Raw genomic sequence first — 18,838 nt, forward strand, 5'->3', positions numbered from 1 at the left:
GATCGGGTGGCGGGGTGGTCCTGCTGGACGGTTCTCTGATCCGCACCCTTCGCCGCACCGGGAGAGAGAACCGGAAGAACTACTCCGGCAAGCACAAATGCCACGGCCTGCTCGTGATCGCGCTCACCGACGACAAGGGCCGCCTGGTCTGGGTGAGCGCGGTCCGACCCGGACGCACCTCGGAGATCACCGCGTGCCGCCACGACAAACTGACCGCCCATCTGCGCGCGGCCGGCCTCGGCGCGATCGCCGACCTGGGCTTCGTCGGCCTCGACGACAGCGGCCCGGACGCCGACCCGGCGGTGATCACCGGCTACAAGGCCGCCCGCAACCGGCCTCTTACCCGGGGGCAGAAGCTGTCCAACAAGGCGCTGGCCGCGGTCCGGGCCCCGGTCGAGCACGGCTTCGCGCACCTGAAGAACTGGCGCGTGCTCGGCAAGGTCCGCACCGACCCGAAGTGGGCGACCGCGCTGGTGCGGGCCCTGCTGGTCCTGACGAACCGGGAAGTCGCCCGCTGACCGACGATCTTCACCGAAGTCACCCGCCCACAACCAGCGTGAGTATCCCAACGCCGACGCACACCAGGCCCGTGACCTGCCACTTCACGATGCACACCACTCACTCAACCTCTGGTGGGGCACCCTCTGGGCCACCATCGTGATCGGCCGACTGGACGCCAACTTCTACGGCCAGGCCCGATACCCGGACTCCTACCAGGAAGCGATCGCCTGGCTGACCGCCTCCGACCTGCTGGAACTCGCAGCCGCCGTCTTCGCCATCCTCGTCGTGCGGAAGCTGACCGCCCTGCAGGAACAGCGCACCACCGAATCCACCACCCGCGCATACGGAACCCCCGCCCAGACAACACTCAACCGCTGACAAGCGACACCGCTGACAGGACCGAGGCCGTGTCTTCCCCCACCAGGCGAAGACACGGCCTCAACGCATCAGCCGACACCCCGGGACCCTCCGGCCGCCCAGCAGCACACCCGACCCGGACGCCGCCGCGCAGCCCTGCCGCCGACCATTGGACTCACCGCCATCCACGCCTGCCGCCGCACCACGCACCGTCACAAAGGCGGTCCTTCACCAGGTCGAGCGCCCTCATCCAGCTCGTAAACGCGTGGCACAGCGTCGTCCTCACGGCCGCAGCTGCGCGAGGACGACGACCAGGTCGTCGGGAACGTCGGTAGGCACCGAACAGGCCCCGACGGACCCGGTGAAGTCCGGCGTCGGCCATACGGGCAGTCAGTTTTCTGTTCTGTACTACGTGCTTTCCCACACCCACCGTGCATCACCCCCGGAGCCACATCTCGATAAGCATCACCTGCCCGACGTGCGCAGCCGCGGACGACACCGCCGCCGTACAGGACGCCCTGCTGGACGCCGATCGGCCCCTGGACCCGCCGACCCGGGAGCTGCTGGCGGTGCCGCCGGAGCGCGGGGCCACGACCGGGGTCGCAGTCACCTTCTTCGTTCTGGCCGGCTTCTTCGGCCTGCTGGGCCTGCGCACCCTGCTCCCCCGTGACGACGGTGGGAGCTCCGAGGCCGCGTACCGGGTCGGCTACCACTACGGCGCGTTGCTCGTTGCGGCGGTCCTTCTGGGCATCGGACTCACCGTCCACTCCGACCACCGGAGCCGTCGCAGGGACACGGCCGACCAGTGGCCGCACGACCATGGACAGTGGCAGAAGCTCCCACGGGTTTGGCGGGAGACCTGGTTGTGCCGCCACTGCCGCGTCGCGTTCCTCCCCGCCGCAGCAGTGCGCCCCGAGGCCGCCGCCGCGTCCTGCGTACCGATCACGCAGTTCCCGCAGTGGACCGCCGCCCTCGCCCGTCAGGGCGCGGGCCGCCCCGGTCCCCCAGCCGGCCGGTAGTAGCCGGGCCTCGAGGAGCCGCCTGGGCCGTGGTGGAGATCGCGGGCACGTCGGCGGGCCGTGCGGAGCGGTGGGCGGTATGGAAGGTGACGGCGGGTGCGGTGGGGCCCGCTTCGCCGGGCCGGGTCGAAGGCGGGTGCGGTACTGTCGTGGCAGGGCCGGGAGTAAGGGGATCCCGGGCGGGCGTGCACACCATCGGGCGCCACGTCCACGGGGGACGGTCGACCGCGGCACCGAACGCCTTCCCCCCGCCCCGGCACACCTGCGCCGGGCGCTCCACGGGGACGTGTGTACTATCATCCGACGCGCCCAATGCCCAACAGTGTCACGGTCGCTCGCCGGAGGGCGGGCCACCGCGAAAGCGCTGGAACTGTGGTGACATCGGGTCGAACAGGACAGGCCGTGCCGTCGAAGGTGGAGTGGTCGAATGCCATCACCGGGGCGCCGCAAGGCCCTCCTCGTCGTGGGCGCCGTCGTCGCCCTGGCTACTCTGTCCGCAGTGGTGCGCTATGCGGACCGCGAGCCCAGAGCTGACGCGGGGCTGTTCAGCCAGGTGCTCCTCAGCGCCGACGGCCGCACCCTCACAACACCGGTCATGTGGGCACCGTGCCAGGAGGCCGAACCGCGGCTGTTTGCGCGCGAGACGCCGCAGACGGTCGCCGCGGATCTGAAGACCGGGCGCACCGTGGACCAGACCCACGAGTGCCCCTCAGCCGGCCGTCTGGTCAGTCTCACACTCCACGCCCCTCTGGGGACCAGACAGCTGTCGGAGGCCAACACGGGAAAGCCCTTCGTCCCGTTCCCCGCCGCCCGGCTCGCCGACGTCGGCTACCTCCCCCCGGGCTTCACCGCGACATCGGACGTCCCACAGGTCTTCGGCTCCGTGGCCGGACCCTGGACTCCCAATCCATACAACCGCAGCGACACCGTGCCCTCCTGGACCCGCTACTACGCGACCGTCGGCAAACCCGCGCTGAGCATCACCCAAAACCTCCCCGCAGCCGGCACCCACGACCCGGCACCGGGCACCCATGCCGGTCCACCGATGTCCGTCAACGGCCACAGCGCATCCCTCGTGTGCGACACGGATTCCGAACGCGCCCTCACCTGGTCCGACGGCGTCAGCACCTTCACCGTGGTGAGCATCGACCCGCACCACGCGGCGCTCTCGCCCTCCGAGCTCCTCCGGGTGGCCAACGGCCTGCGGAACCCCTGAAAGGCACGAACAGCACGCATCCGTCCTCTGCCTCGGCACCGCGAGCAACGGCGGCCCCGTGCCCCATCACGGATTCGACGCCGTCCAGGCGCTGCGCGACCCCGCCCAGGTGCGTTACTTCTCCCAGGGGACGGCGCGGGCGAAGACCTGTTGACCTGGGCTGCGACGTCCTCGCGGATCGTGGCGAGGGAGACGGCGGCCATCACGGCGAAGGTCCAGCGCAGGCTCGTGGCCATCCCGGGGCTGTCCGCCATGAGCGGGACCATCGGCAGCAGGACGGCGGCTGCGGCGAATACCGCGGCCGGTGCCAGGCGGGGCATCCACCGTGCCGGGGGGCCCGGGGTCACGATGTCGGACGGTGCTCCCGTCAGCAGGGCGGCGCGGTCCCCCGCGAGGAGCGCCCGCAGGCCATTCACGAGCGATCTGGTCACCTCGTCGACTGCGGCGGCGCTGTGGGCCTGGGCAAGGTCGCGTTTGTGGGCGCGGAAGACGGCGGCGATCCGCAGGTTCTCCCTCCGCATGGCCGCCGTGATCTCGGGTCCCGCCTGGTGGATGCGCCCCGGGTACATGCCGGCGCGCTCGACCCCGACGGCGATCTCCTCCAGCCGCCGAGGCTGGGCCGGCGGCCGCCCCGGGCACCCGCACTGCTGCACGGCAAGGCCGGACGGGCGGGCGGCAGCGACCGAAGCGACCAAGGCCACCGGGGCGCCGAGGCGGTGGGCGCCGGCGAGGTGACGGGCCGGGGACGCGCCAGCCGCCGAGGCGGAGCAGGCGGCCGCCGACCGAAGCGGACGCCGGGCCGCGGGCGGCGGGCGGTCGCGAGGCAGCCGAGGGCGCCAGCGCGGCAGCCAACGCGGCGGCGAAGCAGCCGGGACAGCGGCGGACCGACCGTCCCCGGGCGCTCAGGACAACGACACCGAAAACCACCGGCAATGCGATTCCGTCCCCTTTTCCTAAATGCTCGGTCGGCTATTTCCGGGGTTCTGGCCGGTTCGGAGGTGCTCCGGGGCTCCGGCGCGGTCTGTGTGCACTTATAGTCACCGCCTGGCGGAGTGACCGCCTCCCACCCGGTACCGCGCGACGGTCGGGCAAGTGGTCCAGACAAATCGGTGATCAATGCTATTTTGCGTTCTCAATTGCCAACAGGTCACACCCGACGGCCCCTCGCCGGGTAGAGCTTTGCGTGCAGCACGCGGTCCTCCCACCACGGATCGTCTGGAGTGGAGACCAGCGAGGCCACCAGCTCGCGCTTGGTCGGGGCCGGCAGCATCAGCGGGCCCAAGTCCTTTGCGGCGCGGGCCTGTACGCACTCGGGGCACTCCAGCCGGTCCGGCCGGGCCTTCTCCCGCAGCTCCAGCTTCGAGTCCTCCTTCCCCCCGATCGAGCCCCGGCACGTCCAGCACGGGCGCAGCGCGGCGTTGGCTGTGCGGGCGGCCTCCAGCTGTTCTTCGGCCTCCCGTTCCAGGCGGTCCTCGCGGTCCTGGTGGCAGGGGCAGCAGCGGCCGCCGGGGCGGCGGATCCACTCGATCTGTCCCTGGCGGCCGTACTCCCAGGTGCTCTCCTCCTCGGGAACGTCGCCGCAGTCGATGCAGACCAGGGAGTCCATCAGCTCCTGGTGGGCCTTGTGCTCCTCGTCCTCGCGGACGGCCTGGCGCAGGTCGTAGGCGGCCCGATTGTTCGGGTTCTCCAGCGCCTCGATGAAGGAGTGCCGACCCGAGCGGCCGAAGCGCCACCAGATGGGCCGAGCGGCCCGCGGGTGGCCAGCAGCTCCAGGGTGGTCGCGACGATGGGCACCGCGTCGCCGTACTCGCGCCACCCGTCGCCGTTGTAGTCGCGGACCTCCCTGCACCACCGGCCGCGCCAGCAGTCGACCGACAGGTCCGCAACGGCCTGCTGCCGGTTGGCCAGCGCGACCGGTCCGGCATCGGTGACGACCAGCGCGACCGGCGGGTACCCAGCACGGGTATGACCGGGCCAGGTCCGCCGCCACCAGTGCACCGTCCGGCCGGCCGGCTCCCGGCCGGCGAGGACCGGGTCGGTGCTCCTCACCTTCGTACGGAACAGCTCGCGGTACCGGGGGAACTTCGCGGCGACGTCAGCCGGGGCCATGGTCGAGCGGTCGACCTCGACCATCAGCACCGGCACCCCGATCTCCGGGGCCTGCCACACACCGTCCGGCCGCACCTTGCGCTTGCCACCCGGCAGCAGGAACTCGGTCTCGGTCGACCAGGAGCGCACCGTGCCGACCCCGCTTCGACGAGGCACTGCCCGCCCTACGCGTCGAGGGCCGCGCCTTGCTGGCCCGCCTCGGCTGCGACCAGGTGGCGCAGCAAGCCCTGGACAGGCTGGACGGCGCCGAGGTCGCGGCCTTCGTACGCCACGCGCGCGCCGCCCAGGCCGGACTCGACGCCGCCTTCGGCCTCCTCGACCTCCCCGTGCCCGACCGGACCGTCGCCGAGCGGACGCAAGCACCGAACTCCGAAGCGCGCGGCGGACGCCGCCGGCAGGCCCCAGGCCAGCAGCCCGTCCCCGACGCCCTGCTGACCGCCTTCCAGGATGCCTGCGGAACCGGGGCGGACGAGGCGAAGACGAACACCCCGGGTCCTGGACGGCGACCAGGGCCACAGCGAAGACATCGGCCGTGACCGCACACCAGCCGCCGAGATCGCGCAGGTCCTGGTCACCCTGCCCCCGGACACCCGCCCTCTCCCCGATCCCACCGCCTACGACGAGCTCCTCCCCGTGCGGCAGCGCACCTCCACCGCCGCCGACGGTGGAGAGCAAGCCCGCGCTCCCGACCGGGCTCCTACGGGAGCTTCCAGGGTTCGTCGGGCTAGGTCATCGGCAGGACCGCCCGCCAGTAGGCCGTCTCGGCTGCGGCCATCGCGGCCAGAAACGTGTGCTTCCAGATCCGTCTCCCGCTCGTCCGGGTCGACGAGCGACTCAGCCAGGGCCAGCGCGAGGTCGAGCTGGTCGAGTGCTTGCGGGTAGTGCTCGGCCAGGACGTCGTAGCGACTGTCGTGAGCACCCCGAAGCCGGCGAACCCACGTCCGCCGTCCCTGTCCTGGCTCTCGGCTGCCGACCAGCGGTTCCACGACAGGCAGCCAGCCGCGGTGGTGCGCCTGCATAATCAGCTCGAAGGGCCGGTGGTCGAGCACCGTGCCGCACCGGAGCACCTCCGAGGCCCGGACCAGGCGAAGATGGACCACCGTCGGACTTCGGCCGACGTCGTAGTGGAACACCATCGGGTATACCCGCTCGCAGGGGCTTGCTCGTGGCTGGTGGAACCGGTCTTGCCGTGGGAAGGGCCGGGCCGCGCGGGTCGGGGAGCCGACAGGCCCGCGCGGCCGCGCCGAGGTGGTCAGTGACCGGCCAACTGCCAGGAGCCGAAGGGCTTGTCCGTCCCAGCCTCCGTCTGCCTGCTGACGTGGAAGCCGACGGTGTCCCGCGGCGACCGGTTCGCCCAGGGCCTGGCTGCGCTCGCCCAGTTCGTCGAGCGGGAGCGTCATCCCCGGGTGTCCGCCCTCACCGTGAGCCGGTGGAGACCGTGAAGGCCAGCCCCGGCGGCGAGGACCAGGTCGTGGTCCACCAGGTGGCGCTGGGTTCATTCTTGAACAACGCCACGGCGAGGCGGCCGAAGATGACGCCAAGCCAGCTCGCGCAGCTCGCTGCCTTGGGGGTGGCCTTGTAGGACCGGACCGGGAGGAGTCGGTGCTGCTGAGCTCGGCGCAGCTGTGGCTCAGGTGCCTTGGTCGTGGCGGATCATGCGGCGGAGGCCGGTTCGGGCGGCGGTCAGGTCGTCTTGCAGGGTCGTGACTCGTTCTTGGAGTGCCGTTGGCCGTGGTCGACTGACCCCTGCTGATCGGCGGGCGCGGCGGCGGAGTACGGTCTCGGGTCATCGCACCAACGGATCGAAGGAAACCTATGCGCCGCGCCGCCGCAACCTGCCTGCTCGTGACCGCCGCCGCCCTGGCGGGCTGCGCGAGCAGTACCCCCGCAGGCAGCAAGGCGGTGGTTACCCCGGCCGCCGCCTCCGCCTCCGCTTCAACTGCTCCGGCTGCTTCGACCCCGGGGAGCACCGTCGCAAACCCGAGCGCGAGCCCCAACGCCAGTGACAGCCCCACGCGGGCCTGGGCGCTGAACTCCCCGCAGTACAGCGCCGTAACCAGCGCCTTCATCCCCATGGCCGCGACCATGATGAGCGCACAAGGGGACACCGCGAAGGTGGGCAAGGCCTGCACGGCCATGGCCAAGACGGTCAACGGTCAGCGACCGGAAGCGGGCTCACCCGCAGAGTGGGGCCGGGCCCTCGGCGACCTACAGAAGGCCGCCACGCTCTGCGACGCGGTAACCGCCGGTGACGCCGACGCCTACGACCAGCTGCAGGACGACTTCTCCAGCGCCGTGAACCACCTCAAACCGCTGACCGACCAGATCTAAACGGTCCCCCACTGGTGCCGGGCACTTGTTTGCCTACCCATCGATTGGCTGGTATCCAAACTACTCTCCCCCGCCATCTGGAGGGTTGATCTCATCCTTTTGGCCGATCGCCCAACTGACCGGCTCCGGATTTTACTCATTCATTACTATGCAGAGACCGAAATGTTCATTTTGCCCGATGCAAGCATGGTCTAATTGACTCAAGAATTCTTCCGGGGGGATGAATTGGCGAAACTGGCCGCAGGGGATTCCGGCGGATATTCGCCCTTTTTGTACTGCTAGTCCTCCTTGGGGATGAATTCGTCCATTTCTATGGACCGTGAATCCATCAGCACGCCATGAAGGGGGAACATTATGGCAATCTCGCGATCCATCCGTGCTGTCTTTGTTGGCGCCATTGCAACACTGGCACTGGGGGGCCTTGCGGCACCTGCCGCGCAGGCGAACGGTGCGGATAACCACCAGTCGCCGCTGGCGTGTGCCCCCCACACGGAGGCCGACTACTTCAAGTTCACTCTCTGGTTCAACTCGTCGTACGCCGGGGCGCACCGAAATTTCTATACCCCTGTCAACGACTTCGGAGATGAGTACTACGGGGGAGATGATCCGCACACCGAGAAGGAGCCGCTGTATTTCTGCCCCGATCAGGGAAACGGCTCCAACGCGCCTGTCAAGAACAATGCCGCATCCGCACAAAATCGCAATACGGGTGCCAATGCCGTCATCTTCTTCAATAGTTGGATGCGAGGGTCCTCGGACAAGCTCGGCCCGATGTCCAGCTGGTTCCAGCTGAAGAGCACCTACAACAACAACGCATCTTTCGACTACCGGTGACATGTCCCGTGCCGGGCGGCTCTGTCGCCCAGCACGGGAACCCCTGGATCCATCATTTGTTTTTCTCCGTGTGCCTTCGAGTGGAATATCAGGAATCCATCATGCTGATCGGCCGGCGAGGTCCGGTGGCGCTGGGGGCCGCCCTTGTGTGCGCTGTTGCCACTGGGTGCTCCCACGAATCGTCGCCTTCGACGTCTTCCGCTTCGAGTGTCGCTTCGCGCCCCGCCGCTGCGGATGGAACCGCTGCACCGGGTTTTGACCGTGCGAATCCGGCGACGTGGAAGCTGCCGCTGGAGTCGTATCTCATGAGCGACAACGATTCGAGCCAGCTCGGGCGGGCCATGGGGGCGCTGACCGAGGGTTGCATGCAGAGGGCCGGATATGGCAGCTGGCGTCCGCAGCCGGAGTTGCCGAAGGTAGGGCCGAAGACGCTGACCGACCTGAGGTACGGCAACCATGACGCCGCGCTTGCGGCCAAGCGCGGATACCACCCGGACGCCGCGGAGAAGGCGGCCCATGACGCGGCGGTGGAGGCGATGGCTGCGGCGGGCTCCAGGGGCGCCGAGGCCAAGGCCGAAGAGGGGTGCGGGCAGCAGGCCAAGCAGCAACTCGGTGACGCCCAGGCCGGCTTCCAGCTGGCCCAGGAGCTTGCCGACCAGGCATACACCAAGGCCAAGCAGGAGCCCGAGGTCGCCTCGTCGTTCAAGCAGTGGTCGGCATGCATGAAAGAGAGCGGCTACTCCTACAACGAGCCGATGGAGGCCGGGGACGACCCGAAGTTCAGCCGTGAAGTGACCAAACCCGAGATCGACACCGCGCTGGCCGATCTGAAGTGCAGCCAGCGCGCCGATGTGGCGTGGACCTGGTACCAGGCCGAAGTGCGGCTGCAGAAAGCCGCGGCGGAGAAGAACGCCCCCGCTCTGCAGGCGGCGCGCAAGAGCCTGGACACCACGATGAAGAACGTCGCCTCCGTGCTGGCCGGAAAGCGCTAGGAGACGATGACAGCCATCAGCTCATCTGCCCAGGCTTCAGACAGCAGCCCCGAACCCACCGTGGCGCAGGTCCCTTCGAAAACCGGGCGCCGGCGGGGGCTGCTCGCGGTCGTCGTCATCGGTTCGGTCCTGGTGGGAGCGGCGGGTGCGGGGGCCGCCGCACTGCTGAAGTCACCGGCCCAGGTCGCGGCGGAGACCGCGCCACCTGCTCCGGATACGCTGACCGCTCCGGTGGAGCAGAAGGTGATTGAAGACGCCTTGATCACCCGGGGGAAGGTCACCGCCGCATCCGCTTCCGACATCGCCGTTCCCGCCTCGGGCGGGGTGGCGGGCTCCCGCCCGCTCGTCACCAAGGTCAAGATCAAGGCCGGGGACCAGATCGAGTTCGGCAAGGTTTTGTTCGAGATCTCCGGCCGCCCCGTGTTCACACTCGCCGGCACGCTGCCCGCCTACCGCGACCTCCAGACGGGGGCCAAGGGCGAGGACGTCGCCCAGCTCCAGAAGGCGCTGGCCAGACTCGGCCACGCCAGCACGCCGGATTCCTCCGGCATGTTCGGGGCGGGCACCGAACGGGCCGTGATCGCCTTCTACAAGTCCATCGGCTACACACCGATCCGCACCGCCGTCAACTCGCCCGACGACAGGATCCCTGATGGGAAAGCACCCACCGCCCCTCCCGGTGCTGCCCCGTCTTCTGCCCCAGCTTCCCAGGCCGCCGTGGTGGTACCCATGTCGGAGGTGGTGTTCTTCAGCGCCCTGCCCGCTCGGGCGGATGCGGTCGCCGCCGCCGTGGGCAAGGCCCCAGGAGAGAAGCTGATGACGGTCTCCACTGGCGACCCCATCGTCGTCGCTGACGTCTCCGCCCAGGAGAAGGGCCTTCTGAAGCCCGGCCAGCATGCCGAGATTCTCGTTGAGGAAAGTGGACTCAGAGCACCGGCGACCGTGCAAACCGTGGCCGAGGCTCCGCCTACCGGCAAGGGAGACCAGACTGCGGCGGCCACCGGCTACCAGATGCGCGTCGCGCCCACCGCACCGCTGCCGGCCGACCTGGCCGGCAAGGAAGTACGGGTAACGGTTACCGCGTCCTCCTCCGACACTCCGGTCCTCGCCGTCCCCTCCGCGGCCATCTCCTCCGGGGCGGACGGCGGGACCAGCGTGAGCGTGGTCGGCCGGGATGGCAGCACCCGCCGCGTCCCGGTACGTCCCGGCGTCTCCGGCGGCGGCTTCGTCGCGGTCATCCCCGAGACCGGTGCGACGCTGGCTCCCGGGGACAAGGTCGTGGTGGGCAGCGCCCGATGAGCACACCGGTCATCGAACTTCGCCAGGCCGGTCTGACTTACCCTGGCCCGCCCGCAGTGGTGGCGCTGCATCCGTGCGACCTCAGCGTGAGGCGAGGCGAGTACGTCACCATCGTCGGTCCCTCCGGTGCCGGCAAGTCCACGTTCCTCAACATCGTCGGCCTGCTCGACGAACCGACCTGTGGCAGCTACCTGCTGGACGGCATCGACACCGCGACAGTCAAGGACGCCGAACGCACCGCCCTGCGCGGCATGCGCATCGGTTTCGTCTTCCAGTCCTTCCACCTGCTCTCCCACCGCACCGCCCGTGAGAACGTCGAACTTGCCATGGTCTACCAGCGCGTTGCCCGTGGTGCGCGCAGGCAGCGGGCCGAAACGGCGCTGCGCCGGGTGGGTCTCGGCCACCGGCTGGACGCGCTGCCCACCCGGCTCTCCGGCGGTGAGCGCCAGCGGGTTGCGATCGCCCGCGCCCTGGCAGCCGAACCCTCGTTGCTGCTGTGTGACGAGCCGACCGGAAATCTCGACTCGGTCACGGCCGCAACCGTTCTCGACCTGCTCGACGGCCTGCACGGCGACGGAATGACCGTCGTCGTGATCACCCACGATCTTGAGGTCGCCCGCCGTGGTCAGCGGACCATCACGATCCGCGATGGCCAGGTGACGGCATGAAGCTGCCTCGTTCCCGAATGTCCCTGCGCGACCTCGTCTCCGAGGCCCTGGCCGGTGTCCTCCAGCGCCCGGCGCGCTCCGCCCTCACGGCAGTCGGCACGGTTCTCGGCGTCGGGGCGCTGATCGCCGTCACAGGACTGACCAGCACGGCCGCCTCGCAGATCGACGCCCGCTTCAGCGAACTGACCGCCACCGAAGTCACCATCGACGACATCGCACCCGACAGCCCCGGCCAGGCCGGTCCGGCCTTCCCCACCGACGCGGACGCGCGCATACGGCAGTTGCACGGGGTGACTGCGGCCGGCGTCTCCTGGCGTGTCAGGCTGCCGGTTGGCCAGACCGTTGCCAGCGCCCCGGCCGGCGCCGCCTACGCGACCGTCGACCGCCAAGCACAGCTGACTGCAGCCTCCGCCGGAATGCTGCGCACGGTCGGGCCAACCATCCAACAGGGGCGTATCTACGACGAGTTTCACGACCAGCACCACGAGCGCGTCGCCCTCCTCGGCGCCGCTACCGCCGCACGCCTGGGCATCACCAGCCTGCACAGCCAGCCCTCCGTATTCATCGGCGCCACGCCCTTCACCGTCATCGGCGTCATCAAAGACGTCCAGCGTCGCCCCGACCTGCTCACCTCCGTCATCGTCCCGCGCACCACCGCGCAGGACCTGTGGGGACCACCCACGGACGAACCGGCCAAGATGCTCATCACCACCCAGCTCGGGGCGGCCGTCCAGATCGCCGCCGAAGCACCCATGGCCCTGCGCCCGGACCACCCGGACTACCTGCGGGCCACCCCACCGCCCGACCCGCGCAGCCTGCGCTCCGGCGTCGAGAACGACCTTGGACAGCTCTTTCTCCTGCTCGCGGCCGTCTGCCTCGTGATCGGCGCCGTCGGCATCGCCAACACCACTCTGGTCGCCGTCATGGAACGCAGCGGCGAAATCGGCCTGCGCCGCGCCCTCGGCGCCAGAGCCAGACACATCACCACGCAGTTCCTCGCCGAATCCATGGCCTTGGGCCTGCTCGGTGGCCTGGTCGGAGCCTCACTGGGAACCGTGACCATCGTCGCCGTCGCCGCCGTCAAACAATGGACGCCGGTCCTGCACCCGACCACCATCACCACCGCCCCGCTTCTGGGCATGGCTACCGGTCTGCTGGCCGGCGTCTATCCCGCCTGGCGGGCCTCCAGAATCCAGCCCGCCGAGGCACTGAGGCGATGACGCCTTCCCGAGGTGCGGCTCAAGACGCCCTCCGTTCCACCGCAGCACACCACAGCACCCATCAACCCGAACCGCCCTGGGAAGGGCGATACCTCTCGCAGTGAGACGAAGGAGGAATCGGCAGTGGCCGACGAAATGGTGCGACGAGCACAGAGCTTCGTGAACGCGTTCTACGGAAGCCGCATAGGTATGACCGTGGACGAGGACGGGAAGACCGGGTGGCCGACCATGTACGCGCTCACCCGGGCCCTGCAGATAGAGCTCGGCATCACGAGCCTGTCGAACAGCTTCGGCCCGACCACCCTGTCCGCGCTGGCGGCCAAGTACCCCTTGCTGAACAGCGGGAACGTACCCTCGGAGAACTTCTGCAAGATCATTCAGTCAGCCCTGTACTGCAAGGGATACGACGGGGGCAGCCTGGATGGCGTTTACAACCCGGGCGTCCAAGCGGGTATGACGAAGCTCAAGACCGACATGGGGATCACCGGCCTGTCCCCTGGCAGCGACCTGACTCCCAAGGTCTTCAAGGCGCTGCTGAACATGGACGCGTACGTCAGCGTGAACTCCGGCTCGGATGCGATCCGTAGCGTCCAGCAATGGCTCAACGGTCGGTACCTGAACCGCCAGGACTTCTTCGTCATACCCTGTGACGGCCACAACTCCCGCGACGTCGCGCGGTCCATGCTCCTGGCGATCCAGTACGAGCTCGGGATGGCCGACGGGGTCGCGAACGGGGTCTTCGGCCCCGGCACCCAGACCGGCGTCAAGTCCCACCCCGTATCGCAGGGCACGATCGGCACCTGGGCATCCCTCTTCTCCGCGGCCATGATCCTCAACAACCAACCGGTCGCCTTTACTGACACATTCGACAGCGCGATGGCGGGCGTCGTACGGAGCTTCCAGTCGTTCGTCGGACTCCCGGCCACCGGCAACGGCGACTTCTCGACTTGGGCCTCCCTGCTGGTCTCCTACGGCGATCAGTCCCGCAAGGGTGCGGCGTGCGACTGCGTTACTCGGATCACGCCCGCGCGGGCGGCGGGGTTGAAGGCCGAGGGCATCACCTACGTCGGACGCTACCTCACCAACCCTTTGGTGCCGCTGCCGAAGAACCTGCCCGAAAAGATGATCCAGGAAGGCGAACTCCAGACCATCGCCGACGCTGGCTTGCGCTGCTTCCCCATCTACCAGACGTACGGACGCGACGCTTCGAACTTCACCTACATGGCTGGCCGCACGGCCGGCCAAGCTGCCGTCAACGCCGCCCTTGACCACGGGTTCAAGCTCGGTACGCGGATCTTCTTCGCCGTCGACTTCGATGCCATGGACTCCGACATCACCTCGAGCGTGTTGCCGCACTTCAAGGGCATCCAGGACGCCATCGCAGACGACGGCAATCGCTACCAGATCGGCGTGTACGGACCACGCAACGTGTGCGCCCGAGTGGCGAAAGCCGGCCACTCGACGGCCTCCTTCGTCTCCGACATGTCCTACGGCTTCTCCGGCAATTACGGCTACCCCCTGCCGGCGGACTGGGCGTACGACCAGATCGTGACGCGCACGGTCGGAACCGGCGCCGGCGCGATCAACATCGACAACAACATCGCCTCCGGCCGCGACACTGGCCAGGGTTCCTTCAATCCGCCTCGGGCAGTGAAGCCCGATACCCGGCTCGACGCCTCCGTCATCGAGGCCATGAAGACGGACGTCGGCAAGTACATGGAGTCCATCGGCTACGCGAACGACGGCGGTCTTTACTCCTACCAGCACTGGAAGTGCTTCCAGTCGACCGTGGTGGACCACGACGACCTCATCACCGAGCTGTCGAACAGGTACAACCTGCGAAAGGCTCTGGTCCAGACGTCCGCGTACTGGGAGATGCGGCACATCAACCCGGCTGACCAGGCTTTCTGGGCAACCATCATTGCGACGTTCAACACGACCGGCCATTTCGAGGACTCATCGACGGGGATCGCCAAGCAGCGCGGCGCAACGCTCGTCGGGGCATGGAACTACTGCCTTCGCCAGGGCCTCGTGACCGGTCGGGCCATCGCCGATCCGAACAGCGACGAGGACAAGTACAACGCCTGGAAGAGCGCGTACGACTCCGAGACGTTCGACATAACCAGCGTCTTCATCGTCCACATGTGGGACATCGCAGGCAAGCCCCTCGGGGACGACAACTCGCCCGCGATGAGGCCGCCGCGCCTGGATTACGCGGACGAGGAGATCTACGACATCCTGCGCCGCTACCAAGGTCCCGGCGAGGTGGCGTACTCCGAGGCGAAGAAGCGCATGGGACTTTACTACGTGATGGAGAAGTACAACGCCATCTCCCAAAACCTCTGACAGGATGTGAGGCATGTGATGTCCGGAGACCAGCCGTTCGCCAGACACGAAGGCGTCATCGTTCTCCTGTTGCTGCTGGCCGGCTTCCTCGCCACTGTATGGCTGGCCGTATACGGCATCCGGATGCTGCTCCGTACCCGGACGAAGAGATCCCGTTCAACCGCCCTCGTCTCGGCCTCAGCCTTGGCTTGGGCCGCGACGGTCGGTCTCTACGTATGGGGCCTGCTCCATCTGTTCATAGCCGACGACTACACCGTGGGCAGGGCATGCGATGCGGCAGTGGGGAAACAACTGACCGGCTACGATCCCTCCTTCATCCCCCTGCAGTTCGGCTGCGTCAGCTCCGACGGCCGCACCGTCCCGGTGGTCATCCCCTCATACGTCAACCCGGTGCTGGCCGTTCTCCTGGTCTGTGCCGTAACGCTCACCGTATTCGCGATCGTCCGAAGCAAGGAGAAAACCACGTGACGGCGAACATCCCGCGGCGCGCCCTGCTGCGTCGGGCCATCGGCATCGCCGCAGGTGCCGCGGTCGGATCACAGTTGCTCGGCGCGCCGGCCCATGCGGCGGCCCCCACCCCCGGGCCCGACCCTGACACCGTGCGCAAGCTGACCCAGGAGGCCCAGGAGCGGGAGGCCCGGGTCCGAACGGGCGCCGCGTCGAGCAACGGCTGGGAGATGGAGAAGGTCACGGACGACCGCGGCAACATCTACACCCGCCCCGTTCCCGGCACACCACTGGGGGTTCAGGTGCGCATGGGCGACGTCGAAACAGTCCTCGTGCACGTGATCAGCCGCTTCCACTACGAGATCGACGCACTGGGCCAAGGCGACGTGGTCGGGTGGCGTACGCCGTCCTTGGTGCGCCGGCATCTGGCGGAGTCCAACCAGGCATCCGGTACAGCTGTGCAGATCCGACCTGGCTTCTACCCCTCCGGAGCCCGCGGAGGTTTCTTTCCTCTTGAGGAGGTGACCATCCGGGACATTCTCGCTGACTGCGAAGGCGTTATCCGCTGGGGCGGCGACGATCAGGTACCGGATGAGTCCCTGTTCTACGTCGACGTGCCCCCCGGCGACCAGCGGCTGGACAAGCTTGCCGGGAAGCTCCGCGGCTGGGCCCACACTCCAGGCCAGGGCGCAGGGACCGTGATTGATCCTCTGCAACCGGAGCGCCTGAAGGCCGCAAAGCGCTTGGCCAGTCAGCAGGCCTGATTCAGCGGGTGAGCGGTCCGGATCTTGCCGGTGACGGTGAAGCCTGGACCAAAGACGCGCCAGTAGCAAAAAAGTCCCGGCCGCCCTTTTCGGGCGGCCGGGACTTTGGTTTTTGTGTGACTGAGCGCTTCACTTGGCGAGTTGAGCGTTGGCCGGGCAGGGTATCGCCCGACTTGGGTTTGTGAGCCTGGTTTGGGTCATTTCGCCCGCTCGCCTAGGCTGTGCGGTGTCCTGGGTGGCGTGGACGGTGTACAGGGTGAGAGCTGGCTTTATACGTGAGTTGTGGCTCTGGCACGGTTTGTGTGGTGGCTCACGCTGCGTGAGCGTTGATCTTCATAACTGTCCTTGTGAGGTTGCCTGAAAGTCGTCAGGCGCCGTCGTGCTGTCGCTGACACTTCTGGCCGTGAACGATGCGTTGGTCCGGCTGGAGGCATTGCTGTTTCCGGCAGTCGCGGACGTGCGGGTGTTGTCGGTCGAGGTGAACAGCGAGGCGATTCGGGTCGAGGTGAGGTCCACGACGGTCGGAGCATCGTGCCCGGGCTGCGGAGTCTGGTCGAGAAGGGTGCACGGCTCCTACCTGCGCTCTCCCATAGACATGCCGAGCGCGGGCCGGCGAATGCTGGTGCGGCTGCACGTCCGGCGGTTCATCTGCGCCGGCACATCGTGTGAGCGGCGGCCTTTTGCCGAGCAGGTGCCGGGCCTGACCCGTCGGCACAGCCGGTGGACCGAGCGGTTACGGACGGCGCTGGCGGGGATCGGGCTGGCGCTGGCCGGCCGTGCCGGCGCCAGGCTGGCTGGTGTCCTCGGGGTTGAGGTTCCCCCGAGGTGCGGAAGGTTGCCGGACATGGCCTGATTGGTCGTGAGAAGGGAGCCTCTGCCATGGCTGCACCGATGAAGTATCCCAATGCCGCGTAGTTAAGGACTGGTTGGGCTGGTCAAGACCACGTCCGGGTGGTCTTCCAGCCGGTCGGGAATGGCCCATTCGGGAGCGAGGATGTAGGTCGCGGGGGCGACCTTGCGCAGGATTCCCTCCCTGTCCCAGCGGATGAGCTCACCGGTCAGGCTTCGATGGTGGGGAAGGCCGAGTTCCTTGGCGATTTCGGTGGCATGCCGGGCTCGGCCGGGGTCAGCGCGCATGAGTTGGAGCGTGCGATCACGTCGTCCCTCGGGGGCGAGCTCGGCGCTCTGGTGGACGGTGACCGTGATCCCAGTCATGCGGTTGGTGGCCCGGAGCCGGCTCTGGTCCGGGCGGATTCGCGTAGCGGGAAACGGGGCACTTGACGCGGCGGGGTGCGATGCGCGGCCGACGCCTGGGCAGCAGGTTGTTCAGGACCGCTTGGCCGATCCGGCCGGTTTGAAGGGGTCGGGTGGGGTCGGGCAGGATGCCATCGGCGGCGACGACCTGGTCTCTTGCGGCTTCGAGGGCGGCGGTGAACGCGGCCCGGTCGGGGTCGGTGCCGGGCGCGGACTCCGCGGCTTCGGCCATGGCCCGGCGAAGAGCCTGGTAGACAACCAGTTGGGCCCAGATCTCCTGCTGCAGCCCGAGCGGGTCGTGCGAGCGCAGGACAAGCCCGCCGACCAGAGAGTGCCGCAGGGCATAGAACGCTGATTCGATCTCCCATCGCTCGCGGTAGAGGGTGACGAGCTCGGCTGCGGGGTAGCGGTGGTGGTCGAGCAGCGTTGTGGCCAGGCGGTAGTGGCCGGTGATGCGGACGCCCGCGTGGATTGTCGCGGTGACCTGGGCGTCAATGACGCGCAGGCGCACCCCGCGGATCCGCGTCAGGTAGGAACCGTCGGACAGGTGGGCCCACTTGGCGGGGGTGCGGCGGTTGTCGAGGCGGACCAGGAGCTGGGCGCCGGTGGCCGCGCAGCGGGCCAGGAACTCGTCGGAGTCGAAGCCTCGGTCGTTCAGCAGCAGCATGCTCTCGTCCAGTAGCGGCAGCAGTTGCTCGGCGTAGACGGTCTCTCCTGGGGCTACCGGGCCGAAGACCGCACCGAGCAGGGCGCGCGTCCCGGTCTCGCACAGGGCTACGAGTTTCAGCATGGGGTAGCCCTCCTGTCCGTAGCGGTGCTTGATCTTGCCGAGCCAGTCGCAGACGCGGGGCCGGTCGGGGGCCTTGGCAGAACTGCAGCCGTCGAAGGCCACGGTTCGCCAGCTCCGGTAGCGCACGCCGGGCGTTGTCGGTTGGGCGACCGGCCCGGCGAGGCTGTCGAACAGGAGCTTCAGCGGGGCCGGCCCCAGTCGGCGCCGTAGGTCCCGTAGGGCCTTCTCCGAGGGGCATAGGAGGTTCAACTGCCGTAGGCCGGTGGTGAGTTTGTCCCACACCCGCAGGTATCCCAGGCTCGGGAAGAGAGCCATGGCCAGAACGAAGTACACGCCGACCCGCGAGGGCAGTATCCGCAGCCTGGCCTGCGTGGTGCCCGTCCGCGCCAAGACGTCGTCGACGAGTTCGAAGGGAATCTGCCGAGTCAACTCCCCCAGATGCCCCGGCGCGTACAGGCCCTTCGCGACGGTGACGGTACGAGCAAGCACGACAGTGGCACAATCATCGGACAACGGGGCCCCTTCGAGCTGGAAGACCTTGGTCGGCCTCCTGGCTCTACCCGGGGTCCCGCCTTCATGATCTCTGCCGCTGCCTTCGACCGGCTGGAAGACCACCCGGACGTGGTCTTGACCAGCCCAACCAGTCCTTAACTACGCGGCATTGGGATACTTCATCGGTGCAGCCATGGCA

At 68.4% G+C, this 18,838-nt stretch carries 19 protein-coding genes and 1 pseudogene; 16 read left to right on the plus strand and 4 right to left on the minus strand.

What is annotated here, in order from left to right; genetic code table 11:
• From AC0B61_RS36070 to AC0B61_RS36085, 4 genes are all read left to right on the plus strand, one after another.
• Positions 1-518: transposase family protein (locus AC0B61_RS36070; RefSeq protein WP_471746606.1), on the plus strand; the 518-nt coding region annotated here is incomplete at its 5' end.
• 76 nt (positions 519-594) lie between these two features.
• Complete coding sequence (locus AC0B61_RS36075; RefSeq protein ID WP_471746634.1) at positions 595-879, plus strand: hypothetical protein; 285 nt, start codon at positions 595-597, stop codon at positions 877-879.
• Positions 880-1,289: 410 nt separating this feature from the next.
• Positions 1,290-1,877: a hypothetical protein gene (locus AC0B61_RS36080; RefSeq protein ID WP_471746608.1), complete on the plus strand. Its 588-nt coding sequence runs from the start codon at positions 1,290-1,292 to the stop codon at positions 1,875-1,877.
• 427 nt (positions 1,878-2,304) lie between these two features.
• Positions 2,305-3,093, plus strand: a complete 789-nt coding sequence (locus AC0B61_RS36085; RefSeq protein ID WP_471746610.1) for a hypothetical protein — start codon at positions 2,305-2,307, stop codon at positions 3,091-3,093.
• 1,147 nt (positions 3,094-4,240) lie between these two features.
• Here AC0B61_RS36085 and AC0B61_RS36090 read toward each other — a convergent pair.
• From AC0B61_RS36090 to AC0B61_RS36100, 3 genes are read right to left on the minus strand one after another with little or no spacing between them, the layout of a single operon-like run.
• Complete coding sequence (locus AC0B61_RS36090; RefSeq protein ID WP_471746611.1) at positions 4,241-4,699, minus strand: hypothetical protein; 459 nt, start codon at positions 4,697-4,699, stop codon at positions 4,241-4,243.
• Complete coding sequence (locus AC0B61_RS36095; RefSeq protein WP_471746613.1) at positions 4,699-5,358, minus strand: replication-relaxation family protein; 660 nt, start codon at positions 5,356-5,358, stop codon at positions 4,699-4,701. The genes AC0B61_RS36090 and AC0B61_RS36095 overlap by 1 nt, the downstream gene beginning before the upstream one ends.
• A gap of 8 nt (positions 5,359-5,366) precedes the next feature.
• Positions 5,367-5,561 (minus strand): hypothetical protein, encoded by a 195-nt coding sequence (locus tag AC0B61_RS36100; RefSeq protein ID WP_471746615.1) that lies wholly within the window; start codon positions 5,559-5,561, stop codon positions 5,367-5,369.
• A 927-nt stretch (positions 5,562-6,488) separates the two neighbouring features.
• Between AC0B61_RS36100 and AC0B61_RS36105 the strand changes: the two genes are divergently transcribed.
• The 12 genes from AC0B61_RS36105 to AC0B61_RS36160 all read left to right on the plus strand — a co-directional run bounded on the left by AC0B61_RS36105 (position 6,489) and on the right by AC0B61_RS36160 (position 16,956).
• Positions 6,489-6,644, plus strand: a complete 156-nt coding sequence (locus AC0B61_RS36105; protein ID WP_471746616.1) for a hypothetical protein — start codon at positions 6,489-6,491, stop codon at positions 6,642-6,644.
• The gene (locus AC0B61_RS36110; protein WP_471746617.1) at positions 6,632-6,784 is read left to right on the plus strand and encodes a hypothetical protein; all 153 of its coding nucleotides are present in this window, start codon (positions 6,632-6,634) and stop codon (positions 6,782-6,784) included. The genes AC0B61_RS36105 and AC0B61_RS36110 overlap by 13 nt, the downstream gene beginning before the upstream one ends.
• Before the next feature lie 233 nt (positions 6,785-7,017).
• A complete protein-coding gene (locus tag AC0B61_RS36115; protein WP_471746619.1) occupies positions 7,018-7,533 on the plus strand; it encodes a hypothetical protein in 516 nt (171 codons plus the stop codon).
• 354 nt (positions 7,534-7,887) lie between these two features.
• The gene (locus AC0B61_RS36120; RefSeq protein ID WP_471746621.1) at positions 7,888-8,367 is read left to right on the plus strand and encodes a hypothetical protein; all 480 of its coding nucleotides are present in this window, start codon (positions 7,888-7,890) and stop codon (positions 8,365-8,367) included.
• Positions 8,368-8,672: 305 nt separating this feature from the next.
• Complete coding sequence (locus AC0B61_RS36125) at positions 8,673-9,359, plus strand: hypothetical protein (RefSeq protein ID WP_471746622.1); 687 nt, start codon at positions 8,673-8,675, stop codon at positions 9,357-9,359.
• A gap of 6 nt (positions 9,360-9,365) precedes the next feature.
• Positions 9,366-10,658, plus strand: a complete 1,293-nt coding sequence (locus AC0B61_RS36130) for a peptidoglycan-binding protein (protein WP_471746624.1) — start codon at positions 9,366-9,368, stop codon at positions 10,656-10,658.
• Positions 10,655-11,326 carry an ABC transporter ATP-binding protein gene (locus AC0B61_RS36135; protein WP_465735345.1) on the plus strand — a complete coding sequence of 224 codons (672 nt, stop codon included), beginning with the start codon at positions 10,655-10,657 and terminating at the stop codon, positions 11,324-11,326. The genes AC0B61_RS36130 and AC0B61_RS36135 overlap by 4 nt, the downstream gene beginning before the upstream one ends.
• Positions 11,323-12,546, plus strand: coding sequence for an ABC transporter permease (locus AC0B61_RS36140; RefSeq protein ID WP_471746626.1), 1,224 nt, complete (start codon positions 11,323-11,325; stop codon positions 12,544-12,546). Before AC0B61_RS36135 ends, AC0B61_RS36140 begins: the two co-directional genes overlap by 4 nt.
• 123 nt (positions 12,547-12,669) lie before the next feature.
• On the plus strand, positions 12,670-14,892 hold the full coding sequence (locus tag AC0B61_RS36145; protein WP_471746627.1) for a glycoside hydrolase domain-containing protein: 2,223 nt from the start codon (positions 12,670-12,672) through the stop codon (positions 14,890-14,892).
• A gap of 18 nt (positions 14,893-14,910) precedes the next feature.
• A complete protein-coding gene (locus tag AC0B61_RS36150) occupies positions 14,911-15,360 on the plus strand; it encodes a hypothetical protein (protein WP_471746629.1) in 450 nt (149 codons plus the stop codon).
• Positions 15,357-16,103: a hypothetical protein gene (locus AC0B61_RS36155; RefSeq protein WP_471746631.1), complete on the plus strand. Its 747-nt coding sequence runs from the start codon at positions 15,357-15,359 to the stop codon at positions 16,101-16,103. The genes AC0B61_RS36150 and AC0B61_RS36155 overlap by 4 nt, the downstream gene beginning before the upstream one ends.
• Positions 16,104-16,482: 379 nt before the next feature.
• On the plus strand, positions 16,483-16,956 hold the full coding sequence (locus AC0B61_RS36160) for a transposase family protein (RefSeq protein WP_471746633.1): 474 nt from the start codon (positions 16,483-16,485) through the stop codon (positions 16,954-16,956).
• 62 nt (positions 16,957-17,018) lie between these two features.
• On the opposite strand, the pseudogene AC0B61_RS36165 reads toward AC0B61_RS36160, so the two are convergent.
• Positions 17,019-18,660: pseudogene (locus AC0B61_RS36165) on the minus strand (IS4 family transposase).
• Between the last annotated feature and the right edge of the window lie 178 nt (positions 18,661-18,838).

The organism is Kitasatospora sp. NPDC023385 (assembly GCF_055664045.1).